Annotated in this window: 19 protein-coding genes and 5 tRNA genes; 20 read left to right on the top strand and 4 right to left on the bottom strand. The window is 45.8% G+C overall.

Going from position 1 to position 24,166, the window contains the following annotated elements:
• Positions 1-9: 9 nt before the first annotated feature.
• From pyrD to rmf, 7 genes are all read left to right on the top strand, one after another.
• Positions 10-1,029: a quinone-dependent dihydroorotate dehydrogenase gene (gene pyrD / locus Q1B47_RS03720; RefSeq protein WP_299788858.1), complete on the top strand. Its 1,020-nt coding sequence runs from the start codon at positions 10-12 to the stop codon at positions 1,027-1,029.
• 165 nt (positions 1,030-1,194) lie between these two features.
• Positions 1,195-1,728: a cell division protein ZapC gene (locus tag Q1B47_RS03715; protein WP_299788857.1), complete on the top strand. Its 534-nt coding sequence runs from the start codon at positions 1,195-1,197 to the stop codon at positions 1,726-1,728.
• 566 nt (positions 1,729-2,294) lie between these two features.
• Positions 2,295-4,430 carry a bifunctional 23S rRNA (guanine(2069)-N(7))-methyltransferase RlmK/23S rRNA (guanine(2445)-N(2))-methyltransferase RlmL gene (gene rlmKL, locus Q1B47_RS03710; RefSeq protein WP_299788856.1) on the top strand — a complete coding sequence of 712 codons (2,136 nt, stop codon included), beginning with the start codon at positions 2,295-2,297 and terminating at the stop codon, positions 4,428-4,430.
• Complete coding sequence (locus Q1B47_RS03705; protein WP_299788855.1) at positions 4,420-4,659, top strand: glutaredoxin family protein; 240 nt, start codon at positions 4,420-4,422, stop codon at positions 4,657-4,659. Before rlmKL ends, Q1B47_RS03705 begins: the two co-directional genes overlap by 11 nt.
• 1 nt (position 4,660) lies before the next feature.
• Entirely contained in the window at positions 4,661-6,580 is a 1,920-nt protein-coding gene (locus Q1B47_RS03700; RefSeq protein WP_299788854.1) for an ABC transporter ATP-binding protein, read from the top strand.
• 28 nt (positions 6,581-6,608) lie between these two features.
• Positions 6,609-8,468: a DUF3466 family protein gene (locus Q1B47_RS03695; RefSeq protein ID WP_299788853.1), complete on the top strand. Its 1,860-nt coding sequence runs from the start codon at positions 6,609-6,611 to the stop codon at positions 8,466-8,468.
• 176 nt (positions 8,469-8,644) lie between these two features.
• Positions 8,645-8,821, top strand: a complete 177-nt coding sequence (gene rmf / locus Q1B47_RS03690) for a ribosome modulation factor (RefSeq protein ID WP_076413652.1) — start codon at positions 8,645-8,647, stop codon at positions 8,819-8,821.
• Positions 8,822-8,902: 81 nt separating this feature from the next.
• On the opposite strand, the gene fabA is transcribed toward rmf, so the two are convergent.
• Entirely contained in the window at positions 8,903-9,418 is a 516-nt protein-coding gene (gene fabA / locus Q1B47_RS03685) for a bifunctional 3-hydroxydecanoyl-ACP dehydratase/trans-2-decenoyl-ACP isomerase (RefSeq protein WP_299788850.1), read from the bottom strand.
• 69 nt (positions 9,419-9,487) lie between these two features.
• Positions 9,488-11,230, bottom strand: coding sequence for a S16 family serine protease (locus Q1B47_RS03680; RefSeq protein WP_299788848.1), 1,743 nt, complete (start codon positions 11,228-11,230; stop codon positions 9,488-9,490).
• 224 nt (positions 11,231-11,454) lie between these two features.
• Here Q1B47_RS03680 and Q1B47_RS03675 point away from each other — a divergent pair.
• From Q1B47_RS03675 to Q1B47_RS03665, 3 genes are all read left to right on the top strand, one after another.
• Positions 11,455-11,545: transfer RNA gene (locus Q1B47_RS03675), tRNA-Ser, on the top strand.
• Between the two features lie 644 nt (positions 11,546-12,189).
• The gene (locus Q1B47_RS03670; protein ID WP_299788845.1) at positions 12,190-12,624 is read left to right on the top strand and encodes a GFA family protein; all 435 of its coding nucleotides are present in this window, start codon (positions 12,190-12,192) and stop codon (positions 12,622-12,624) included.
• A gap of 114 nt (positions 12,625-12,738) precedes the next feature.
• Positions 12,739-12,829: transfer RNA gene (locus Q1B47_RS03665), tRNA-Ser, on the top strand.
• A 394-nt stretch (positions 12,830-13,223) separates the two neighbouring features.
• Here Q1B47_RS03665 and Q1B47_RS03660 read toward each other — a convergent pair.
• Complete coding sequence (locus tag Q1B47_RS03660) at positions 13,224-14,147, bottom strand: LysR family transcriptional regulator (RefSeq protein ID WP_299788843.1); 924 nt, start codon at positions 14,145-14,147, stop codon at positions 13,224-13,226.
• Positions 14,148-14,331: 184 nt separating this feature from the next.
• Complete coding sequence (locus Q1B47_RS03655) at positions 14,332-15,588, bottom strand: outer membrane protein transport protein (protein ID WP_299788841.1); 1,257 nt, start codon at positions 15,586-15,588, stop codon at positions 14,332-14,334.
• A 687-nt stretch (positions 15,589-16,275) separates the two neighbouring features.
• Here Q1B47_RS03655 and Q1B47_RS03650 point away from each other — a divergent pair.
• From Q1B47_RS03650 to Q1B47_RS03605, 10 genes are all read left to right on the top strand, one after another.
• Positions 16,276-17,853, top strand: a complete 1,578-nt coding sequence (locus tag Q1B47_RS03650) for a reductive dehalogenase (protein WP_299788839.1) — start codon at positions 16,276-16,278, stop codon at positions 17,851-17,853.
• 10 nt (positions 17,854-17,863) lie between these two features.
• Positions 17,864-18,142, top strand: a complete 279-nt coding sequence (locus Q1B47_RS03645; RefSeq protein WP_299788837.1) for a hypothetical protein — start codon at positions 17,864-17,866, stop codon at positions 18,140-18,142.
• Between the two features lie 72 nt (positions 18,143-18,214).
• Positions 18,215-18,907, top strand: a complete 693-nt coding sequence (locus Q1B47_RS03640; protein ID WP_299788835.1) for a hypothetical protein — start codon at positions 18,215-18,217, stop codon at positions 18,905-18,907.
• A gap of 57 nt (positions 18,908-18,964) precedes the next feature.
• Complete coding sequence (locus tag Q1B47_RS03635) at positions 18,965-19,687, top strand: hypothetical protein (protein ID WP_299788833.1); 723 nt, start codon at positions 18,965-18,967, stop codon at positions 19,685-19,687.
• Between the two features lie 490 nt (positions 19,688-20,177).
• Positions 20,178-20,822, top strand: a complete 645-nt coding sequence (gene uvrY, locus Q1B47_RS03630) for a UvrY/SirA/GacA family response regulator transcription factor (protein ID WP_299788831.1) — start codon at positions 20,178-20,180, stop codon at positions 20,820-20,822.
• A 21-nt stretch (positions 20,823-20,843) separates the two neighbouring features.
• The gene (gene uvrC / locus Q1B47_RS03625; protein ID WP_299788829.1) at positions 20,844-22,673 is read left to right on the top strand and encodes an excinuclease ABC subunit UvrC; all 1,830 of its coding nucleotides are present in this window, start codon (positions 20,844-20,846) and stop codon (positions 22,671-22,673) included.
• A gap of 47 nt (positions 22,674-22,720) precedes the next feature.
• Positions 22,721-23,278: a CDP-diacylglycerol--glycerol-3-phosphate 3-phosphatidyltransferase gene (pgsA, locus tag Q1B47_RS03620; RefSeq protein ID WP_299788826.1), complete on the top strand. Its 558-nt coding sequence runs from the start codon at positions 22,721-22,723 to the stop codon at positions 23,276-23,278.
• A gap of 222 nt (positions 23,279-23,500) precedes the next feature.
• A tRNA-Gly gene (locus tag Q1B47_RS03615) sits at positions 23,501-23,576 on the top strand.
• A gap of 164 nt (positions 23,577-23,740) precedes the next feature.
• Positions 23,741-23,814: transfer RNA gene (locus tag Q1B47_RS03610), tRNA-Cys, on the top strand.
• Positions 23,815-23,899: 85 nt separating this feature from the next.
• Positions 23,900-23,985: transfer RNA gene (locus Q1B47_RS03605), tRNA-Leu, on the top strand.
• Positions 23,986-24,166 lie beyond the last annotated feature (181 nt).

Raw genomic sequence — 24,166 nt, 5'->3', positions numbered from 1 at the left:
GGAGAAAACATGTTTTACAACATCGCTCAAAAAGTCATGTTTCAGATGGATCCTGAAAAGGCGCATAATTTCGCAATCGCAAGTCTTAAAGCTACAGCGAATACCCCGTTAGATTGTTTTTATGCCCAGAAGTTTATTCAAGCTCCGGTTGAGTTCATGGGCGTGACTTTTCCAAATCCTGTTGGATTAGCGGCGGGAATGGATAAAGACGGCGAATGCATAGATGGTTTTCATGCCATGGGCTTTGGGCATATCGAGGTGGGAACGGTAACCCCCAGGCCTCAACCGGGTAATGATCTGCCGCGGCTATTCAGGTTAAAGCCGGCTAAAGCGATTATCAACAGAATGGGTTTTAACAACAAAGGCGTCGATAACTTAGTTGCGAACCTGAAAGCGGCTAAGTCGGGGGCCATGGTTGGTGTCAATATCGGTAAGAATAAAGATACACCGGTAGAGCAGGGAAAAGAGGATTACCTCATCTGTATGGAGAAGGTATATGAATATTCGGCATACATAGCCGTGAATATCTCCTCTCCGAACACACCTGGCCTCCGTAGTTTGCAATATGGTGATCTGCTCGATGATCTTCTTGGATCACTGAAAGCCAAGCAGAAAGATCTTGCCGAGAAGCATGGAAAGTACGTTCCGATCGCGTTAAAGATTGCGCCTGATCTCTCTTCCGATGAGATTGAGAAAATTGCAGACTCGCTCATTCGAAATAAATTTGATGGTGCCATCGCCACCAATACGACATTGAGTCGTGACGGTGTAAGTGGTCTGATGAACTCTAATGAGGCGGGCGGTTTGAGTGGTAAGCCATTAAATTCATTGTCGACTGCTGTTATTAAACAGTTATCCGATTGTTTAAAAGGCCAGGTTCCAATCATAGGTGTTGGCGGAATTAATACCGCTTCTGACGCAATGGATAAACTTGATGCGGGTGCCAGTATGGTGCAAATCTATTCAGGTTTTATCTATCAGGGTCCAAAATTAATTAAAGATATCGTAGCTGCCTATAGAACCAGATAGTATTTAGATCTTTTTTAGATCAATATTAGATCGCGCGATCGTAAAAATGATCGCGTTTGATCTATATAAGGTGTTGTTATCCAAATCATATTTTGAAAAATTATTTTGATATTGCATAAATTATCATCTATTATCGAGCTGTACTTTATATGATGGGTAAAGGTTATGTTATTAATGCCAAAAAGGGATTGGCAATGGATATATAATGAAGCGCATAATTCTTTAAGCGTTTCGTTAGGCTCAGATATGGAGTTTCTGACCCCTTATAAATCAAAATATTTAATACCCGATGCGCAATCGGAATTAGAGTTCAGTGTCGAGCATGCCAAGTTCTATATCGAATTTCTTGAGCGACTATCTAAATCTATGAGTGTGTCTGATGCTGCGAAAGTACAATTGGCCCTTAACGCCACGGCGGCTCATTTCCTGCTAAAGCCCCAGATGCCAAAGTCCTGGTTTTTTGACACCAGTACTATGTGTGTCTACAGCGAGCTGGCAAAAGTCTTTCAATTAAGATGTCAGGGGGTAAATGCTCAGGTGATGGTAGTTGAAACAAATATTCAAGCTTCGCTTGTTATGCTTTTATCAAAAGAGCTCTCTCTTAATGCTAGTAAATCTTTGATGCAATTTGAGTGTATTAAAGTTATGAATGACAGGTTATATCCTTTAACGGCCAGCCGACAGATTGTTGCTGCTTAATAATTGATCAAATATCTTATTCAGAATTTGGACTCTGGTTTTTCCGGCCAGAGTTTACGGTATTACCTTCGCTTATCTTCACTCCCGACTTATTTTACCTCTCCGATAATAAACTTTAACTCTGTTGTTAGCGGGAGTTAAAACCAAATTTAACTACTCCCTTTGCCGCGTTATTAGATTATAACGCTTTGCTCTATGAAAATTAGATAAACTTTCTGATGAGGGGGATTGATAACTTCAATCTAATTGTCTGCGGGAGGCAGAATCTCAATAGTGCGCAACTCAGCGAGCGTGACAGGTTTTTTGCTGAGAATCAGAACCAGCTTCTTAGGCTTATCCATGCCTCACACCATGTCGCATCAGTTGCTCAACGCTTTGTTACAGTTATCGGTTTGCCTTGCCTGTTATGTCGTTTGGTGTTCATAAATAACACTAAAGGCGACCTTGCTGCCAAAACCAGCTGAATATAATTGGTTTAATCACGCGGTTGAACAATAACTTTTTATCATTTGCCTCATCTTCGGGGTATAATGTGTGATTAATTTTTATTGTGTGCCTATTTATCGATGTTAAATTTCTTTGCTGCGGCTCCCAGGGGCTATGAATACGCGTTATCACTTGAGCTGGCCGAGCTCGGCGCTTCTGACATTAAAGAGAGTGTTGCCGGAGTCTATTTTTCGGCCTCTTTGGAGCTTGGCTACAGAATCACGCTTTGGTCACGGCTTGCGAGTCGGATAATCTTCGTAATCCATAAGGGTCCTTGTGAATCCCCTGAGCAGCTTTACAATGCCGCCTATGGTATTGATTGGCAGATGCAGTTCTCTAATCGCAGTACCTTCAGCATCGATTTTCATGGTATGGGTGGATTTATTAAAAACACTCAGTTTGGTGCACTCAAGATAAAAGACGCCATTGTTGATCGTTTTCGGGACGACGATTGTTCCCGCCCTAATGTATCGCGAACCGATGCAGATTTCAGGATCGATGCTCACTACAGACGCGGACAGATCACCATTGGAGTAAATTTCTCAGGTCCGGCACTGCATAAACGCGGTTACCGCTCGACAACGGGTGAGGCACCACTGAAAGAGAATCTTGCGGCTAACATGTTGGTACGCAGTGGATGGCAAAAGAACCCTGTTACCCTGATGGACCCTTTTTGTGGTAGCGGAACGATTTTGATCGAAGCGGCGATGATGGCCTGTGATATGGCCCCTGGACTTCACCGTGAACGTTTCGGTTTTGAACATTGGCTGAGGCACAACGATAAGTGTTGGCAAGAGCTGCTCGATGAAGCTAAGGCCAGAGCTTCAATCGGTAAGACTCGATGTAAGATTAAGTTTTTTGGTTCCGATATCGACTCTCGTCTGGTTGCACTGGCAAAACGCAATGCTGACAACGCAGGTGTTTTAGATCTGATCGAGTTTGACGTAGCCAATGCACTCAATGTGAAAGTCCCGGCCGAGTCCGGCTATCTCATCAGTAATCCTCCCTATGGTGAACGATTAGGTAACGTCACGTCGCTCTTACAGCTCTATTATCAGCTAGGCGATAAATTCAAGGCTGAATTTGGCGGTTGGAACCTGGCCATTTTAAACAGTGATGTTGAACTCCTGTCTGCATTGAAGCTTAAGGCCGATAAGCAGATGAAGATGAATAACGGTGCATTGGAGTGCGCCTTCAATCTTTATAAGGTACATGCCGAAAATACGCGACGCGTAGATCCTGCCAATATCAAGATTGAGGGAGATATCAGTGATATTGCGGTGCCTTTTACTAACCGGGTAAAGAAAAACTTCAAACAGTTACAGAAGTGGGCAAAGAAAGAGGGGATAGATAGTTATCGACTCTATGACGCAGACTTGCCTGATTACAATGTCGCTATCGATAAATATCTCGATTATGTGGTCATTCAGGAGTATTCGGCGCCTTCTCAGATCCCAGAGTCTGTGACTAAGCGTCGCCTGACCGATGTGTTAATCGCTCTGCCCGGAGCCATAGGCATAGATCCAGAGCATATCATCCTCAAGACCCGGGAGCGTCAAAAAGGCACGAACCAATATGAGAAGATCGACGCCAACAAACTTGAGTTAATCACCACCGAGTATGGGGCTAAGTTTAAACTTAACCTCAAGGAGTATCTCGACACAGGCCTGTTTCTCGATCATCGCCTCACGCGAAAGCTGGTTGGTGAGAAAGCTAAAGACCGCAAGGTACTTAACTTATTCGCCTATACCGGAACTGCATCTGTTCATGCTGCAATGGGCGGGGCAGCCTCGGTAACAACCGTCGATATGTCCAACACCTACCTGAACTGGGCAAAAGAGAACTTTGCGCTGAACGGCTTTAACGACAACAAATATGAATTTGTTCAGGCCAACTGTTTACAGTGGATAACCAGAACCCACGACACCTTCGATCTCATCTTTATCGATCCGCCGACCTTCTCTAACTCTAAGAGAATGGAGGACTCTTTCGATGTACTTCGCGATCATGTTGAACTGCTGACTAATCTGATTAAGTTGTTGAATCCAGGCGGTGAGATCATATTTTCTAACAACAAGCGTAAGTTTAAGATGGAAGTTGCGGCACTTGAAGCTGCGGGGATCAAGGTTAAAAACATCGATAACCAGACTTTGCCGTTGGACTTCAAGCGTAACCCACACATCCACAACACCTGGTTACTGACCCATGCCGACTAAGTCGTCACAATATATCTTGTTTCACACAGATGTTTGTCATCTGTGTGAACTTGCGGCCCAATTACTCGACCAACTTCCTTTAGAGTATGAGAGGCAGGATATCTGCGATGAGCCTCACCTTGCCGAGTTGTATGGCACTCGTATACCTGTTTTAAAGTGCAAGGATACAGACAAAGAGTTAAATTGGCCGTTCGATATGACCAGTTTACAAGAATTTTTAGGAGCTTAACTTGAGTCTAGTTCGTATTAATAATGGTTCGTTAGCCTATGGTTATACTCCATTGTTGCAAAAAGCCGATTTTACCATTGAGCCTGGTGAACGAGTGTGTATCGTTGGCCGCAACGGGGCGGGTAAGTCGAGTCTGATGAAAGTATTAAGTGGTGACGTGCTCCTCGATGATGGTGAGTTCAATATTGCGACCGATGTTAAGGTCAGTCGCCTGCAGCAAGATCCCCCTAAGGCCGAGAAGGGCACGGTTTATTCATATATCTCTGCCGGTCTGCAAGAGGTGGGTGAGAAGCTTGAGCGCTATCATCAACTCTCTCATGATGTTGCTACGGCTACTCCTGAGCAGATGGAGCGTATGCTCAAGCAGATGGAACGTCTGCAGGAAGAGCTGGATCATCTAAATGGTTGGCAACTGGATAATCGCATCAATCAAAATTGTGCCCTGTTAGGGTTAGACCCTGATAGTCCTCTCAGTGAGCTTTCCGGTGGATGGCAGCGTAAAGTCGCGTTGGCCCGCGCACTGGTTAGCGAACCGGATCTACTCCTTCTCGATGAGCCGACTAACCACCTGGATATCGACACCATCGAGTGGCTGGAGCAGTTTTTGCTCAGTTATAAGGGGGCCATCGTATTTGTGAGTCACGATAGGGGCTTCATTCAGCGGATGGCGACGAGAATTGTCGACCTGGATCGCGGTGTCGTCACGTCCTGGCCGGGAGATTATCAGACCTATCTGGATGGAAAAGCCGAATGGTTAAGGGTTGAAGCCGAACAAAACGCCCTCTTCGATAAGAAGTTGGCGGAAGAGGAGGCTTGGATTAGACAGGGCATTAAAGCCAGGCGGACCCGTAATGAGGGCAGGGTGCGTGCACTCAAGGCGCTTCGTGTAGAGCGTAAGGCAAGACTTAACCGTCAGGGCGGTGCCAAGATGGCCGTGGCGGATACGGAGCGTTCCGGCAAGCTGGTATTCGACATAGAAAACCTCAACTATAATCTTCCCGATAAGAACCTGGTTAAAAATTTCACCACCTCTGTGATGCGTGGCGATCGTATTGCATTGATTGGGCCCAACGGTTGCGGTAAGTCTACCTTAGTGAAGCTGCTTATCGGCCAGCTGGAGGCTCAGTCTGGTTGTGTAAAAGTAGGCACTAAGCTGGAAATAGCCTATTTCGATCAATACCGTGAAGCTTTGGATCCTGAAAAGACGGTAGAGGAGAATGTCGGTGAAGGTAAGAAAACCATCACTATCAATGGCCAAGATCGACATATACTAAGTTATCTGCAGGATTTCCTCTTCTCTCCAATGAGAGCAAGGACACCGGTTAAAGCACTGTCTGGTGGAGAAAAGAACCGATTACTCTTGGCCCGCCTCCTCTTAAGGCCTGCAAACTTAATTATTCTCGATGAGCCGACCAACGATCTTGATATTGAGACCTTAGAGTTGCTAGAGTCACTACTGACTGAGTATGCTGGCACCTTATTGATTGTCAGTCATGACAGGGCCTTCATCGATAATACAGTGACCAGTAGCTGGTGGTTTACCGGTAACGGTGGTTGGGCCGAGTATGTCGGCGGTTATCAGGATGCAGTTTCGCAAGGGGCAAAGTTTTATTCTGAGGAACCTCAGGAAACAAAGAGTGTCCAACCTGTCGAGGCCAAGGTTAAAGAGGCTAAAACGGCCGCAAAACCTAAGCCTGAAAAGAAGCTTTCATATAAGTTGCAACGCGAACTAGAAGCATTGCCAGCCCTTATGGAGCAGTTAGAGCAAGAGGTTGAGGCATTACAAGAAGTGATTAGTGCGCCGGAGTTTTATGCTCAGGAACAGGATAAAATAAGCCTTCAACTCGAGCAGTTAGCCAATAAAGAGCAAGAGTTGGAAGTTTGCTTTGAGCGATGGGAAGAGCTTGAGTCGCTCAAGTAAGACTAAAATAATAATGGGAATAGCGTTAATGAAGTTTAAACTGGATAAAGCCCTTTCATTAGTTGCCGTAGGCGTAATTGGTGTTCTTCAGGGCGCTCATGCTGCGCCTGTCTATGAAATCAAAAATATTGAAGATTTCGATCTTAATGGCACTCTGGAAAGTACCCGCAACGGATATGGTATGGCAGTCAATGCCGAAAACAAGTCCGTTGGTGTTTCAAAGGGCAAGAAGAAGCTGGATACCTCTGAAGATGATGATGGTGTCATCGATATCGAAGATGGTATTGCCGATGCAGAGAAGATCACCTACTCGATCAACGAGCCAATCAAAGCTAACAATTTTACCTTCACTTCAGATGAAAATGGAGCCTCTGGTGCCTGGGTGCCTACCTTCGATAGCGTGAATGGGACTACGCCGCCAAAGGATACCGACCCTGAGGTCCCTGAGTCTATCAATTCGGTAGATGTTAACTACTACGACATGAATGATTCCGGGATTAAAATTGGTTCCATGACCTCTCCGGAACAAAAAGTCGAGTACACAGGTGATACCGAGGGGCAGGATTACTGGTATTACCGTGAATATGAAGAGCGTGGCTTTGCTAAAACGGCAGACGGCACAGAAGTAGAGCTAATGCCTCCACTGACTGAATATGTCAAAGACAGCGACACGGTTAATGTTGGTGGTTATTCGGTTGCCGCGGCTATCAACGCTGATAACCTGGTTGCCGGCTATGCGGGGACCGAGCTTTCAAAAACGGCAAAAGAGAAGATAGATAGCTGTATCTCTGGCGATACCTATCCGGTGGATGTGTGTGTACAGGATGAGCAGTATCCGGACACCAATGGCTTCACCAGCTTTCAGTATCAGGTCAGGGCGTATTTGTGGCAACTGGGCGCAGACGGCTCGGTCACCGAGAGTAAAGAGCTACCATTAGGACTTTCCTCTACATCAGATACCGTGTTCAGAGCACAAGGTTTAGGTATCAATGGTGAAGGTGTGGTTGTCGGGCGCTCTCATGTCTATCGCAGAGATGATAAAGACAAACTTGCCTATGATGCTGCTTACTGGACCAAGAATGGCGATGGTAACTATGAGTACCATTGGATCCCGATGATAGATGACAGGTTCAGCTCTATCGCCTACGATATCAATGATAGTGGCATACTGGTGGGAAGTTACCAGCAGTACCTTGAAGGTTATGTAAGAGATAAGTTTTTCTATTTCGATACCAAAGATCCCGATAGTGAGATCGTTACGCCAAACGATTTTTATAACGCCACTTCCGATCTGAGTAGTAAAGCAAAAGATATTAATAACAAGGGCCAGGTTGTCGGATTTATAGAAACGACCCACGACAAGGAGAAGCCGCGCCCGAAAGAGGGGTTCCTGTTTGATAAAACAACCAGCGAGTTTAGTAACTTAAATAAGCTGTTGACCTGTGAGTCGAAAGGGTTTGTTAAAAATTCTGACGGTAATTGGGTGCGTAATAAGATCGAAGTACAGGACGGCACCGGTGTGACACTGACCTATAACAGTGATATTAAGGTCGTAGAAGCGAATAGCATCAATGAAGATGGAACCATTGTCGGCACGGCATTTATCCGTAAGCCACTATACAAGCTTGATGAGGATGGCAACCTGGTTATTGGTGAGAATGGTTTACCGGTATTCGACGTAAATGGTTATGGCGACCCCTTGACCTCATACCTGCCGCGTATGGTGGTATTGCAACCTAATGGGGCGGAAGCCGATGAAGCGTTCATCAATGCAAACAACTGTGTTGATGATAATGGTGAGCCTGAGAACTATAAGCGCAAAGGGGCTGCGAGTTTCGCCTGGTTATTTGCCTTACCGCTGCTTTGGTTGCGTCGCAGGTTTAAGTAGAACATTATTAGTAAAAAGTCGAGGCAACTGCCTCGATTTTTTTTGTCCAAAAAACTCAACAGCTTAAATAATAACCACTGAAAACGGTTAAATTTTGATTGATCTTGAACTCAAAAACCTCTATTTATGTTTAGTGAAGCTACTGCTTCTTTGTATGTAAAACAGAGGATGCTTGCATGAAGAGACAAAAAAGAGATCGTTTAGATAGAGCTTTTTCGAAAGGGTTTCAGGCCGGAGTAGGTGGCCGCTCAAAGGAGAATTGTCCTTATTCGACACTTGACTCGAAGTCACAATGGTTAGGGGGTTGGCGTGAAGGCGTAGATGGCCGGCTAAGTGGCTTATTTAATAAATAGCGCAGCATTTTTGCCCTCCGGCCTCACCCTTGGTAGATATCAGTGAGTTAAGAGGGCATTTTTATGGGCGAAAGAAAGTGATTAGAATGATGTGGTATCGGTGAATATACCCACTTTCAGATCTTTTGCACTGTAGATCTCGCGTCCATCAACTTCCATCGTTGCATCGGCAATACCCATGACCAGCTTGCGGTATACCTTACGCTTGATGGTCAGCTTATAGGTTACCTTCTTGGCATCGGGTAGTACCTGGCCGGTAAACTTCACCTCACCAACACCTAGTGCTCGTCCTTTGCCCTCAGCACCTTCCCAGCCAAGGAAAAATCCAACTAACTGCCACATAGCATCGAGTCCAAGGCAACCGGGCATAACGGGATCGCCTGAAAAGTGACAACCGAAAAACCATAGGTCGGGGTTTATATCGAGCTCGGCTACAATTTCACCCTTACCGAATTCACCACCATCTGCATTAATCTTGGTGATTCTGTCGATCATCAACATATTATCTATTGGCAAACGAGGTGAGTTCTTACCAAATAACTCGCCATGGCCGCAGGCTATAAGATCTTCTTTATTGAAACTGTTAGCTTTACTCATTGATATACTTCACTTCAGCAATTTTTAGAGCTAAAGATTAGCGAACACGTGTAAGCTAAACAACTCCGATCAGCTGGAAAAGCTCAATTTTTCGACTACCTTCGCAAAAAAACTTTTCTCTTCATCCTGGTAGCCCGCTAACCCAGCCAGACGATGCTGAACCAGGCCATAGAGTGATTCATCCGGGAAGTTATTATCTTTATCTGCAACTCCTGCTGTGATATTCATCAGTCGTTCCACGGCTTCATCGACGTGCTCAACTTCATACAGGTGAAATTCGCCTGATGTAACGGCTTCTATCACTTGCGGATTAAGATTAAGTTGTTGAGTATTAGTTTTTGGGATTATCACCCCTTGATTGCCGGTCAGCCCGCGTCTTGAACACAAGTTGAAGAAGCCTTCTATCTTTTCATTAACGCCACCGATCGCTTGCACATTTCCGAATTGATCGAGTGCCCCTGTTACTGCTATGCCTTGATCTATCGGCTTTTCTGTAATGGCTGAAATCAGGCAGCAATATTCGGCGAGTGATGCACTGTCTCCGTCGATCTCCTGATATGATTGTTCAAAAACTATGTTGGAGTTGAGGTGCATAGGTGCATCTTTGCCGAAGATTCGATACAGGCAAGAGGAGAGGATCATCATTCCTTTTGCATGAATATTGCCACCGAGTTCTGACTTTCTCTCGATATCGGCAACTTCACCGTCGCCGTAATGCACCGAAGCCGTGATCCTTGCTGGTTCACCATAACTGTATTCGACGGTGTCCAGTACCGTGAGTCCGTTGATCTGGCCGATAATAGATTTATCAGTCGGTAAGTTTATAAACTTATCGTCAAAATTTTGAGCCGATAGCATTTCAGACGCATTATGGCGGCTCTGGTGCCTGTTCAACGCTAAAGTGATGCTGTCTGCTGTAACTTCATCTTGCCCCGAGTAGGCCTTGGCCTGAGCTAACAGCTGTCCAATTTGAGATGAGAGCAGAGAAAGTCTCTGTTGGTGATCTGCTAAACGGGCTGAGTGTAAGAAAAGTGGCGCCAGAGCCGATTGTGACAACGACACACCTACACTTTCGGCCACGGCTGACAGCCAGCAAGAGTAGTCGGCTTCCGTATGTATGTTCAGATCGAGCTCATTTACCATCTCTCCGAGCAGAGGGAAGTGAAGCGAGAACTGAGGCTCCTCAACCCAGCACACACTAAACTGAGTGCTGGAGCCAACGAGTATGATTTTACAATTAAGAGGCAGAGGGGGGAGCGTCGAATGGACACTGTACTCTCTATGGCTGAGTATCTCTAAGAGAAGATCCCACAAGCCCTCCCGTTTCCAGAGGGATTCGGCGCAGATAAACAGGTAGTGGCATTGCGCCAGCGCACCGGGAATATACTGAGTCTTACCGTTAACGGAATCCTTATCGGTTTGAGTGAGTCGGCCAATGAGGTCGGTGCGCTTAATATTACCGGAAAGGTAGCGATAGCTCTGGTTCTTGGTAGAGAAAATATCTTCAGGCGTGGCCGAGTGGTCACTCCGCCAGTCAAAAGTTAACTGTTCATTACTCATTGACTTATGCAGATACAGATCATCTATCTCCCCCATGCTGGAGGTGAGTGATTTGATAAATTGGTATCTATCTATACCCGCTAAATCTGCGAGGAACATATGTTGATTCGATGTTTTTGTCAGCAGTTCGAATGCATCTATGACTCTTTCCTGACCTAATAACAGAGCTTGTGCATTAAGTTCAATCTCAGAAAGTGTTGGAATGTTATGGTGAGGAGACAATGCAGAAACTGGAATGACGTTTGGATTCATATAGCAGGTGCTACTTAATAATAGACAGATTAACAATATGCAGATATTAGCACATCTTGATCTTGGCCAATATCATATTTGTTTCTTTAGTGGCATGTAGCACATGTATTTGTACCGATATTTGTTAAGAATCAATCAAGATGGGTAGAAGATAGCCGCTTGAAGTCTCAAACTGAAATAATGGTTTACATAAAACTGAGATGCTTATAATATTTGCCCCGTTCGGAGAGATGGCAGAGTGGTCGAATGCACCGGTCTTGAAAACCGGCATGGGTTTGTAGCCCATCTAGGGTTCAAATCCCTATCTCTCCGCCATATTCAGATTAAGCCCCAGCAGAACTGCTGGGGCTTTTTCGTTTAAGCGGACTGGGAATTGAACCCTTGGGTTCCTGTTGTTTAAATTACGCTATCTCTCCGCCACTTTTTCTAAACGAGAGTAAGATGAAGCCCCTAACAGTAATGTTAGGGGCTTTTTCGTATTAGAGGGAGTTAGAGAAAGAATTGAACCCTTGGGTTCCTATTGTTTAAAGACCGCTATCTCTCCGCCACTTTTCTAAACGAGAGTAAGATGAAGCCCTTAACAGCAATGTTAGGGGCTTTTTCGTATTGTTTTTGTATGGGAAATAAGAACTCTAGGGTTCCTCTTGTTTAAAGATCGCTATCTCTGCATCCCGATCCTTCATCGATAGCCAGATTAAGCCCGAACAAAAATGCTGGGGCTTATTCGTTTAGCAAACCAGTTAGAGGGATATTGGTATGGTTTCACTGTGACCGATTATCACTCCTCTGTACCAGTAGGGAGCGAACCCAATAATCCGCTGGATCTAGCCATATTAGTAAATCTCCTATTTAACTGCCTTATAGATAGACTTGAGTGGTGAGTAACTTCACCTTCAGCGCTCTTAGACTACACTTCAAAGCACTTATCAATATTCTTACGTTATTAATAGGAAGAAAATATGAGTGAAGAATCCAGCTATCAAGGTCGTTGTTTCTGTGGTGCCGTTCAATTTTTGGTTACAGGTACACCTAAAGGGATGGGCTATTGTCACTGTGAGTCTTGCAGAAAGTGGTCTGCAGGACCAGTGAATGCCTTTAGCTTGTGGGACCCGGAGGCTATTAACATCACTGCCGGGGCCGATAAAATTTCCAGCTTTAACAAGACGCCCAACAGTACACGAAAGTGGTGTAGTGAATGTGGCGGGCATATTTTGACGGAACACCCGACGATGAATTTAATCGATGTATTTGCCGCGAGCATTCCATCACTTAAGTTTGAACCGGGCGTGCATGTCCATTATCAGGAGAGTGTGCTACCCATTAAAGATGGTTTGCCGAAAATGAAAGATATGCCCAGCGAAGCGGGAGGTAGCGGCGAAACTATGCCCGAGTGATTATACCTCTTAGTTTATAGCTCAGCAGTTTGCTGCTCTAATGAGCATTCGATACTCTAATGGCGAGATAGGTATTTACACATAAGAGGGAGGGCGTTATTATATCGCTCGTTCGGAGAGATGGCAGAGTGGTCGAATGCACCGGTCTTGAAAACCGGCATGGGTTTGTAGCCCATCTAGGGTTCAAATCCCTATCTCTCCGCCATATTCAGAAAAGCCCGGTATCTTACGATATCGGGCTTTTTGCTGTCTGGTGGTTAAGTTGATGTGTTTATAATTGCTAGGTTTCAATAGTAATGGGTTTGTAGCACGAATATGTAGGGTTCCTGTTGTTTAAATTACGCTATCTCTCCGCCATATTTAGAAAAAAGGCTACTCGAAAGAGTGGCCTTTTTTCGTTAAAAAAACCAAGGAATTGAACCCTAGGGGTCCTCTTGTTTAAAGACCGCTATCTCTCCTCCCTGATCTGCAATAGAAAGTCAGAAAGGCCCGCTATTTTATAGCGGGCTTTTTGCTTTCTGAGTTGATGCTTAAAAATGACGGAATTGAACCCACGGCAGAAAGTTGGTGCCATTCGTTCAGTAAGCTAAGGTGACCGATTAACTCTTAACGGCATTCACAACGGGTTTCCCCAATAGTTCGCTGGACTTGGCCATCTCGATAAACAGCCGCATACGTTGGTTCTCATAGGGGGTCCTGGGGTAGATGGCCCACAGTGGCCCTGGGGTGGCAAAGCTACCGTCAAACAACCTCACCAGTTTCTTTTCTGCAAGATGTTTTTCACACACAAAATCCGGGAGCCAGCAGATGCCGTGACCAAGAAGTGTCATCTGCAAGGCTGCTTCGGCTTCATCGAGCTTCAGGTGGCTTTGCACTGCCATTGAGCGAACGGTACTTTCATCCTGCCATAACCACTGACCATTCTCCAGATCGGTGTAGTTGAGGATAATCAGATCGAGTGTGCTCATATCTAAAGGGGTTTGCGGCACCTTTATTCTTGCCAGATAGTCGGGGCTGGCATAAAAATCTCTATCCGTGATGGTTAATACTTCACTTATGAAGCTCTTGTCATCGAGAGGCTTAGTGTTAAACATCAGGTCAAAATCAAATTTAGAGGCATCCGGTGCCGACCAGGTTGAGGTTAACTCGAGATCGATCTTCGGGTATTGATTGACAAATTGAGACAATATCGGGCCTGCAATGGTGCGATTGAACAGTCCCAGTGCACTGACTCTAAGTTTTCCGCTGGGTTCGGCTCCGGTGTTTTTCATCCGCTCGGTGGCCTGCTGCCACTCCATATCGATGGCCTGGCAGTGTTGAAGGAACACCTCTCCTTCGGGGGTCAGAGACAGTTGCCGGGTAGAGCGCTGAAACAGAATGACGCCCAGATAGGTTTCAAGCTGTTTTATTCTTCGGGTTACGCTGGGGCGGGGAAGATCATTAGCGTCTGCGGCCCGGGCAAAACTACCGACTTTAGCAATCAGGTTGACCAGACGGATATCGTCGAGTGATATTTGGTGCATACACGGCCTGTTGTTTATGTGTTATATCTGTTTTGATAGAGATGATAGTAGCAACGAATCTACTTAGTACAAAATTGACAAAATAGACACTATCGCTTTCTCCGTTTTTCGACCTTATAAGCCAAAGTCGCGGTTGTCGGTGTCCGCTACTTCGGCAGCAATAAGGTATATAGATAAAAAGCTATCAGAACTTTTTGTTAATGCCCAGACTGACAATGTGGACGTGGGCTTCACTCTCTCCGATAACTTGTTGGCTGAAAGGCGTGGCTGTTATAGGGTTGAAGCCCTCAATACTTTGGTTCACCTCTATATCACCGAAATCCAGGTATTGATAACCTAGGGTAAACTCCGTGCTGTCATTCAATGCCCAATCGACTCCGGCAGAGTAGGCGATAGTTCTGTCTAAGGGAGGATCTATCTTATGATTGTTGGTTGAGACCGCCGACTCGTCGTAGTTGACGCCAATCTTTAGGGCGAGTGTCGGTGAAACCTTGTAGGCAAGACCTACAGCCGCGCCCCAGGCATCTTTCCAGTCGCGTGGAACTACGACCGTAGGTCCCTCTTCATGGATAATGCGGCTCTCTTTCATCTCAGACCAGTTGGCCCACTCGATATCGGCCAGCAGGGTTAGGTTTGGACTCAGTTGCTGATCCAGGCTCAGGGTGACCAGATCGGCCAGATTGAACGCTTGTGATGCCCGGTATTCGGTGTTTCCCATTTGGGTTTCGATAATTGCCGGCCCAGTGACCTCATGGTCGACCCCGGCAACATAGCGCAAACCTATCCTCGTATTTTCGCCGGGTCTGTACATAAGTCCCAAAGCCCAGGCAAGTTTAGTGTCATCCAGGTCCAGGTTTTCAGAAGCTTGAGGGAAGGGGGCGAGATCCAGCTCCCAGCTCATGTAACTCGCACCTGCACTCAATCCTACCGACCACTGTGGGCTAATTTGATAGCCCACAGCAACCTGAGCTACCGCTATCATGACTTCGATTGATTCTATGAAGTTAGAACCCGCCCAGTTATCACCAAAATCGGTGGCTCCACCTGCCGGTGAGGTCAATGCGAAACCGATACCCCAGCCCTCGGCAAGTGGTTGGCCGTAGAAAAAAGAGCCTCCACCGCTCAGGCCTACTCCATAATCGGTATTTTTACGGCGGCTGTCGAAATCATCATTGGTTCCATTGGACCCCTTATCGTAAAAATGGAATGAATCTTCAATCAACAGCAAATTACCCTCTATCTCTGGCCGGGTGAGGTAAGCCAGGCCTGCCGGGTTGTTAAAGGCGGCAGATGCGCCAATATCTGCTGCCTGACCCGCTCCGGCTGTCGCCAGATAGGAGGTGGTGGTTTGTTCTCGCAAGATGCCACTGGCCGATGCGGTGGTCGCAATCCCTGCCGTTGCGAAGAGCAGCAGAGACAAATAGTTGTGTCGAGTTATCATAGTATCAATCCTTGTAAATTATTTATAAATACAGTTTTTCTATTATTGTTTTGGGATGTTTTATTTAAACGCTGGCAATATATACTTGTTGCTTGTTTGTGTTGTTTGTTTTATTTGCTTGTTGTGACTAAGAGTTGATAAATGTTTTTATTTTGAAGTGAGTGTTTTGTTATATGAGTTAGTGAATTTCAATTGTGGTAATTAATGGTTGGGAATTAACATGGCTCAATATGTAATAAGTGTTCTGTTATTACTCTTCTAAGTATTGGAACATATTTTAATCATAGTGATTGTTTTTAGTATGGCCCTGTGTGAGTGTCGATTGATACTGTGGGAAAGGGTGCGTGAGAGCACGTATTGATGAAAACTGCTACCTGGCTTACAAAGCGGGAACTTGACCTGGCTCAATCGTGCCGTGACATATTGCAGGAAACCCTGCAACAGCAAGTGGTGAGAAGGGTTTTGTTTATTTAATTATCAAAAGTGAAATTGTGAGTTGTTTTTTATTATCTATTTGATGCTTTCAGATTGATATATTATTTATTTGTTTTTGATGCTCTGGTAATTGAACTTGGTTGCGTGTTGATTTCTTACCAGGTTTATAGTGTCTGTTTATATTTATTTTGCTTCTTGAGATTTAATAATTATAAGTGTTGTCTTGAACGCTTTAATGGTGGGTAATAATTTATGACGAACAATAAAATAGTAGACGATGATAATGCTAACGAGCACTCACAAGGTTTACTCGATAATCCTGAGCGGCGGAAACTTTTTAAACGTGCAGCCATAGGTGGTGGTGTGGTGCTGGCCTCAGGCTTGGGGGCATTCGGAGTCGGCAGGGCATCTATCGAGGGAAAGGTCGACAAAAGCTGGCCGGATCTTGCCGATGATTTTAAGCCTTTTCCTCAGCGGGATACTATGTGGTCCTATGCCGGTAGCCCACACTTGATGATGCGCTATCCCGAGCGAAATGAGCAGTTTGGTCGACTGGTTAAAAACGACTCGCGCTATAATTTTCAGCTTCAGGTGCCCAGATATGAACATAAGGGCTGGGATAACTCACGTCCCGGCTTCACCCAACTGGATACCGCGCTGCAGCATGCCGGATGGTGTCCGCCTCACAAGTGGGATCTTCGCCTCGGTGCCATGGGCATACCGGATACCCAGTGGTTTTCATGGGATCAATCCGGTGTCGAGCATGAACAGTACCAGTTTGGCAGCAAGCTGGAGGCATCAAACGCAATACGCAGTGCCGCTCGTCTGTTTGGTGCGGTTCGCTGTGGTATAGCCAAGCGTGACAAACGCTGGGACTACGACCCTATCTACAATGCCGGTGCGACTGTGGAGATGATGGAAGGTGCGGAGCGTATGGGGGTCAGTAAAATCTCTGATCCTCAGGAGATGGCCAAGGCGATGCAGGGGATGATGGAGCACTTCAAGCCAGAGGATCGTGAACTGAGCTGGGAGAAGGACTTTCCCTTCGAGCCCAAGACAGTGATCGTGATGGCGGTTCCTATGGATTACGACAACATGGCCACCGCACCGTCCCGCACCTGCGCTGGAACCGTAGGTGATGGCTACACAAAGATGGCCACTTTGGCATCCCAAATGGCCCAATTTATTAAGGGGCTGGGCTACCATGCCGTTGCCAGCGGCAATGATCTCGGTAACTCGGTTGCCTATGGCATTGCAGCGGGCTTGGGGGAAGGTGCCCGAAATGCTCAATTGATCGTACCCGGATATGGCCCTCGGATTCGCCTGTGTAAGGTCTACACAGATTTTGATTTTGTCGAGCACGATAAGGCCCGAAGTTGGGGGATCACTGAGTTCTGTAAGACCTGTAAAAAGTGCGCCGATGCTTGTCCCAGTAAAGCCCTGGATACCCGTGAGGATACCAGTTACACCTTCGGCGGTGAACATGCCGAACAGCCCGGTTATACCTGGAATAACCACGAGGGGATCAAGAAGTTCCATAGCGACTCGAAAAGGTGTTTCGACTACTGGCTTGAGAGTGATACCGATTGTGGTGCCTGTATCGCCTCCTGTACCTTCAATGAGCCCGATTATTGGCATCATTGGATGATCGTCGCGGCTAATCCTTTTGTGCCCAGTGCGCTGCATGGTGCCATGTCAGAGATGCATCCGGCATTTGGTTATGGGTCTACTGAAAACCCCGCCAAGGTTACTAAGTTCTGGAATACCGGTGAGGGAATGCGAGTTAACCCAACCAACCGTAATGTATTTGGCGCAGTTGGCCGTTCATAAGGAGTTTGTTATGGAGCTTTTAGAGTTTTTTATTATGGGTATTTTGTTCACCCTCGGAGTTCAGGCGTTCGCCTATATATCTATTAAGGTAAAGATGCCCTGGTTTGCCTGGGCCGGACTCATAACCGGTGGGCTGACGTTCTTGTTTGGCATAGGGTGGGCCGGCAGTTCATTTATCGAGGACGTGCCTCAGTCCGGTTCTCTGGGTTTGACGGTATTTTGTCTGCCTGGCTTGCTGTTAATGGCATTCATAATCCGTAAGTACCTGCCAAAGGGGACCCGTTTGTGACACCCGGCTCTTGAAGGTTTGGCTTGCGTCGACATCACCGTCGACACAGGCCTGTGTCAGGTACAGTGATCTATGCCTGAAGGTGAAGCGAGCGGAAAGTTTAATGTACCGGAGTTATTTATCATGAGATATGGAACAGAGGTCTTTAAAGAGTGTAACCATTGTGGTGGCTGCCTCACTCTGCGGCCACTGCTCGAGGTGGATGCACGAACTGCATCGTTGTGGAGTGATGGTTATGTCGATAGTCCTATGGTCCCACAGCAGTCACTGCTGGTTAAATGCGGACACTGTAAGGCGGAGGTCTGGCTGCCCGAACTGAAAGCAGCGCCAGAGGGTAAAGATAATGCAATGGCGTATCAGAGCCTCGATGAAGACGAATTATGGGCCCTGATTGAGGAGTATGGCAAGCAGCCCTCGGAGCATCAGTTGTATATTCGCCTGAGACTTTGGCAACTTGCCAACCATAAGTACCGCACCGAAAAGGCAACTTTGGTCCAATGGAGCGAGCGTGAGCGAAGTAATATGGAGGCATTGCTATTGATACTGAACATGGATGCAGTGCAGGAGAGGTTACTGGCAGCTGAGTTGCTGAGGCAGCTGGGGAACTTTGAACGAGCCAGGGAGCCGCTGCAGGTAGAGTTTGAGGGAAGTGCTTTTGAGGTATCAAAACTGCTTTTACAACGAATTAAACAGCAAAAACAACAGGTGTTTAAGTGCCGCCTGCCTGCATCATTTGATGACCTGAAAACAGATAACTGCGCTTAGATGAGTCTCTGCGGAGCAGAGCTTCAGGGCTATGGTAAAGATTAAAGCGGGAGATATATGAGTCAATTATCGCTATCGGCAAAGCTGAGAGCTTTGTTACAACAAGGGTGCATAGACCTGGAACTCGATGAGATCTGTTACTGCTATGATCTTCACACCCCTTCGGATTGGGGGCGAAAGATGGGCAGTAATATTCATCATATCCGTAATTTCACCAAACGTCGGAAGTTATATGCCAGCTCCATGAAAGGTTTGAACTTATGGCGACAAAAGGTGTTGTACTTAAAGAGTATGGAAGAGGTAGTTGGCAATCTTATCAGTGGCTCTGTGTTTGTATGGCCACAGAGTCACTTGCCTGCTGGAATGAAACGTTACCTTAAGAGTCAACAGATAGGCGAGATGGTAACAGTTTCGGTATCATGTCCCGTGTCACCTCAGCTGGCGGGACGATTTAACCTGATACTGTCAGGTTCAGAAAAGGTTGAAGATTTACTGGATAGGATTGATGAGGTTGAGCGCTACCTGGCCCGCCTTCAAACACAAATAGCGCTTCATCATGGCGCCGATATCAACCCTTTAGTGGATTATAATATCGTCAGCCCTATCTCTGCCTGCATCCTTACCCATTTAGCTAACGGATCGGGCAGAGAAGAGATCTCATCAAGCTTGAGTTTGACTCTGCGGGGAGTCGATTATCACTTGTCAGTGCTCAAACAGACACTGAAAGCGCGAAACATGGCACAACTGATTTTTGAGGCCGGCAAGCTTAGCCTGTTATAACCTTTGATTATTCATTGGTATTTTGAAAGAGTTATCGAATTTCCTTATATATCAACTGATATGGCAGAACCGAACCTGAGTTGCTGATGCGCACAACTTCTGGCTTTTGACATAATGATACAGCGAAGAGCTGGTGGTTTTCCGGGCAGGTATTATGCAATTTGTTATGTCTTATACTCTCGCTATCCATGGCATTTGAACGGTCTACAACTGTCCTTTAACGGTTAGTATTTTATATTTTTGTTGATAATCTGAGGGATAGCAGGTAGGTGAGGAGATGAGCTGACCTGTGTGTTAACTATTCATTGTTGTTACATGAATAGTTAGAGTCATGTTTGTCAACTGTTTTGTGCAATAGTTTACTTTAAATTCATTATGTTACAATATTATAAATACTGCTTTCCTATTGTTCACTAATGGGCTAAATTACGGATAAATAAGATTTGAATCGACTTTAGATTCATCATCCGACTCCTAAGGTAAATTTCAGTTGATATCAGTATATTTGGTCGATGATCATGAATTAGTTCGTACGGGGATCCGTCGTATCCTTGAAGATGAACGCGGGATAAAAGTGGTGGGTGAGGCCGGTGATGGCGAAACCGTTGTTCAGTGGAGTCGTAATAACGAAGCTGATGTTATCCTGATGGATATGAATATGCCGGGGATCGGCGGCCTGGAAGCAACCAGAAAGATTCTGCGCTATCAACCCCATGCAAAGATTATTGTATTAACCATTCACACTGAAGATCCATTTCCGACAAAAGTCATGCAAGCGGGGGCCTCGGGATATCTCACAAAAGGGGCCACACCTCCCGAGGTGCTTCAGGCTATCCGTCAGGTAGCGCACGGGCAAAGATACCTCTCTCCGGAGATTGCGCAACAGATGGCATTAAGCCAGTTTAATCAATCGGAAGAGAACCCTTTTAAATCATTGTCCGAGCGAGAGCTGCAGATCATGATGATGATCACCAGTGGCGAGAAGGTAAATGATATCTCAGAGCAGTTAAACCTAAGCCCTAAAACGGTGAATAGCTACAGGTATCGATTATTCGCCAAACTTGGCATCAATGGCGACGTCGAGCTGACTAGATTGGCAATTCGTTATAAAATGTTAGATACCGGTCAGTTTTAACCGCCGCTTTATTTGAACAATATGCCAACTTCGTTTGATTCTAAGGTATTTTTAAAGACCGTCTCCTCATCATCAGGTGTTTACCGTATGTATGACGAAGAGGGTACGGTTATCTATGTCGGTAAGGCTAAAGATTTAAAGAAGCGATTAAGCTCCTATTTCCGTAGCAACTTACATAATGTCAAAACCCAGGCATTGGTCTCACATATCGCCAATATTGATGTCACCGTGACGCATAGTGAAACCGATGCCCTCATTCTTGAAAACGATTATATCAAGCAGTATATGCCCAGGTATAATGTCCTGCTTCGAGACGATAAATCCTATCCATATATTTTATTAAGTGAACACAAACACCCCAGGTTGGCTTATCACCGTGGCCCTAAGCGGGATAAGGGGAGCTACTTTGGCCCATACCCTAATGGAGGGGCGGTCAGAGAGAGCCTGCACCTGTTGCAGAAGATCTTTCCTATCAGGCAGTGTGACGATCTTTACTATAAATCTCGTTCACGCCCCTGTTTGCAATATCAGATCGGTCGATGCAGTGCTCCTTGTGTTAATAAAATCAGCGATGATGAATATGCGATTCAGGTTAAGCTTGTCAATCTTTTCCTTAAGGGAAAAGATCTGCAGGTAATGACTGAGTTGGTTGCTAAAATGGAAGCATCTGCACTGGCTCTAGAGTATGAGCAGGCGGCAAGTTATAGAGATCAAATTGCCGCCTTAAGAAGGGTTGCGGAGCAGCAGGAGGTGTCAAATACATCGGGTGATATGGATGTTATCGGTGCCTACTATGCCTCTGGCGTCGCCTGTTTTCACCTGCTGTTTATTCGTGACGGAAAAATATTCGGTAGCAGGAGTTATTACCCTAGTGTGCCTGCTAAAACAGAACTGGATGAAGTCCTTAGTGCATTTATGATCCAATTTTATCTCAATAGAGACAGTCAGCGAACCGTTCCTAAAGAGATATTATTGAGCCACAGCTTTGAAGATCTGCCTGAGTTAGAGCGCGCGATACAGTCAGCCCTGGAAAAGCGGGTTGAGATAAAGACAAATGTTCGCAGTGAAAGGGCCAATTTTTTACGACTTGCAGTGACCAATGCCACCAATGCGGTCAATACCCGCCTGTCTCACAAGAACACGGTTGAGCAACGCTTCCTGTTGCTGGAAGAGGCGCTGGAGATATCTGAGCCGATCAAGAGAATGGAGTGCTTCGACATCAGTCACACTATGGGGGAGAGCACCGTTGCTTCTTGTGTCGTATTTAATCGAGAGGGGCCAAGTAAAGCCGATTACCGGCGCTACAATATTAACGGGATTGCCCCCGGCGATGACTATGGCGCGATGAAACAGGCGATAACAAGGCGGTTTGATAAAATTGATAAGAGTGGCAAGATCCCGGATATTCTGTTTATCGATGGTGGAACGGGACAACTTCGTATCGCACAGAAGATTGTCGATGAGAAGTTTGTTGATATAGATAAAGTTCCTTTGTTGATCGGGGTAGCTAAAGGTGAGGGAAGAAAGCCCGGCTTAGAGACCTTAATCTATGGCGAAAATGAACAGGCGTTTACCATTCCGGCTGATTCCGGCGCTTTGCACCTGATTCAGCATATTCGAGATGAATCACATCGATTTGCTATTACCGGGCATAGAAATAAGCGCCAAAAGACGAGGAATACCTCCAGCTTAGAATCCATTGCAGGGGTTGGCCCTAAACGTCGGAAGGCGCTGTTACAATATTTAGGTGGTATACAGGAAGTTAAGGGCGCAAGTGTGGCAGAACTGGCTAAAGTTCCCGGTATTAGTTTAGAAATGGCACAAACGATACATGATTCATTGCGAGGGTAGTAAAATTAAGGCAAGATTGTCGCTGCTTTTAAACTATTGGTTTTCTCATGCCGTTTAATATACCTATAGCGTTAACTTTTTTCAGGCTGTTTTTATTGCCTGTTTTCGTGGTGATTTTTTATTTGCCATACTCATGGGCTCCCTTCGTTGCTGCCTTCGTATTCTGGTTGGCTGCCGTTACTGATGCTCTCGATGGCTATGCCGCGAGAAAATTAAAGCAGTCTACTCGATTTGGTGCCTTTCTGGATCCCGTCGCCGATAAGATAATGGTTACGACTGCACTGGTACTTCTTGTTGCCGAATTTAATAATATCTGGCTGACACTACCGGCATTATTTATGATCGGTAGAGAGATTGTGATTTCGGCACTGAGAGAGTGGATGGCCGAAATTGGTAAACGAGGCGCAGTGGCCGTGTCCTGGATTGGTAAATATAAGACTGCAGCCCAAATGATTGCAATTATTGGTTTGATCTGGAAGCCGAATGATCTCCTCACCTATACCGCTTTCGGTCTGTTCTATATTGCCGCTGTACTCACTTTCTGGTCTATGTTGAGTTATATCCGGGCTGCATGGGGCGACCTTACGTCCGAATCGGGTAATTAAAATGCAATAAGACTATTTAGTGTGCAAGCAGTCATTTATCGTCAAATATGCGATTGACTCTTGGCCCTAAATCGGTAGAATGCCATTCCGCAGTCAGGGGAAAGCAGCGATGCAAATTCCTGAAGGCAAGAAAATTTGAAATGCGACATTAGCTCAGTTGCTAAAGGTGAAAGTGCGATACCTTCGGTGATGATTACAGATATTGTTGTTACGTAAGATTATGCGACATTAGCTCAGTTGGTAGAGCGATACCTTGCCAAGGTATAGGTCATCGGTTCGAACCCGATATGTCGCTCCAAATTTTCGATAAAAGATGCGACATTAGCTCAGTTGACTCTTTATTTATGTCAAGTGCGCGATACCTAGGTATAGGATATCGGTGATTGGTTTATAACCCGATATGTCGCTCCAAATTTTCTGATAGAGGATTTGGACATTATCTTCTTCGAAGATAAACAATATGGCGCGATGGCAGAATGGCTATGCTGCGGATTGCAAATCCGTCGATCTCGGTTCGACTCCGGGTCGCGCCTCCATATTCGATTATGATGAGTTTGTCTCTTTAACAGGGGCAGGCAGTATCTACTACCAATGATACGTATCATCAGAGTCATAGAGTTTGCCCGAGTGGTGGAATTGGTAGACACAAGGGATTTAAAATCCCTCGCTGAATAAGCGTGCCGGTTCAAGTCCGGCCTCGGGTACCATCATTTAAGCCCTGACATATAGTTAGGGCTTTTTTGTATCTGAGATTCAACGATTCAGTTCAGAAAGCCTAATCCCTCGCGCTGTTGAAATACACGTACCGGCGCAAGTCCGGCCTCGGGTACCATCATTTAAGCCCTGACATATAGTTAGGGCTTTTTTGTATCTGAGATTCAACGATTC

Source organism: uncultured Shewanella sp., from assembly GCF_947501225.1.
Taxonomy (GTDB): domain Bacteria; phylum Pseudomonadota; class Gammaproteobacteria; order Enterobacterales; family Shewanellaceae; genus Shewanella.
This window is presented reverse-complemented; position numbering and strand designations above follow the sequence as displayed.

What these genes read in the sequence shown, in the direction of transcription:
- pyrD (WP_299788858.1), top strand. Translation starts at nt 10, where the DNA reads ATGTTTTACAACATCGCTCAAAAAGTCATGTTTCAGATGGATCCTGAA.
- Q1B47_RS03715 (WP_299788857.1), top strand. Translation starts at nt 1,195, where the DNA reads ATGTTATTAATGCCAAAAAGGGATTGGCAATGGATATATAATGAAGCG.
- rlmKL (WP_299788856.1), top strand. Translation starts at nt 2,295, where the DNA reads ATGTTAAATTTCTTTGCTGCGGCTCCCAGGGGCTATGAATACGCGTTA.
- Q1B47_RS03705 (WP_299788855.1), top strand. Translation starts at nt 4,420, where the DNA reads ATGCCGACTAAGTCGTCACAATATATCTTGTTTCACACAGATGTTTGT.
- Q1B47_RS03695 (WP_299788853.1), top strand. Translation starts at nt 6,609, where the DNA reads ATGAAGTTTAAACTGGATAAAGCCCTTTCATTAGTTGCCGTAGGCGTA.
- rmf (WP_076413652.1), top strand. Translation starts at nt 8,645, where the DNA reads ATGAAGAGACAAAAAAGAGATCGTTTAGATAGAGCTTTTTCGAAAGGG.
- fabA (WP_299788850.1), bottom strand. Translation starts at nt 9,418, where the DNA reads ATGAGTAAAGCTAACAGTTTCAATAAAGAAGATCTTATAGCCTGCGGC.
- Q1B47_RS03680 (WP_299788848.1), bottom strand. Translation starts at nt 11,230, where the DNA reads ATGAATCCAAACGTCATTCCAGTTTCTGCATTGTCTCCTCACCATAAC.
- Q1B47_RS03670 (WP_299788845.1), top strand. Translation starts at nt 12,190, where the DNA reads ATGAGTGAAGAATCCAGCTATCAAGGTCGTTGTTTCTGTGGTGCCGTT.
- Q1B47_RS03660 (WP_299788843.1), bottom strand. Translation starts at nt 14,147, where the DNA reads ATGCACCAAATATCACTCGACGATATCCGTCTGGTCAACCTGATTGCT.
- Q1B47_RS03655 (WP_299788841.1), bottom strand. Translation starts at nt 15,588, where the DNA reads ATGATAACTCGACACAACTATTTGTCTCTGCTGCTCTTCGCAACGGCA.
- Q1B47_RS03650 (WP_299788839.1), top strand. Translation starts at nt 16,276, where the DNA reads ATGACGAACAATAAAATAGTAGACGATGATAATGCTAACGAGCACTCA.
- Q1B47_RS03645 (WP_299788837.1), top strand. Translation starts at nt 17,864, where the DNA reads ATGGAGCTTTTAGAGTTTTTTATTATGGGTATTTTGTTCACCCTCGGA.
- Q1B47_RS03640 (WP_299788835.1), top strand. Translation starts at nt 18,215, where the DNA reads ATGCCTGAAGGTGAAGCGAGCGGAAAGTTTAATGTACCGGAGTTATTT.
- Q1B47_RS03635 (WP_299788833.1), top strand. Translation starts at nt 18,965, where the DNA reads ATGAGTCAATTATCGCTATCGGCAAAGCTGAGAGCTTTGTTACAACAA.
- uvrC (WP_299788829.1), top strand. Translation starts at nt 20,844, where the DNA reads ATGCCAACTTCGTTTGATTCTAAGGTATTTTTAAAGACCGTCTCCTCA.
- pgsA (WP_299788826.1), top strand. Translation starts at nt 22,721, where the DNA reads ATGCCGTTTAATATACCTATAGCGTTAACTTTTTTCAGGCTGTTTTTA.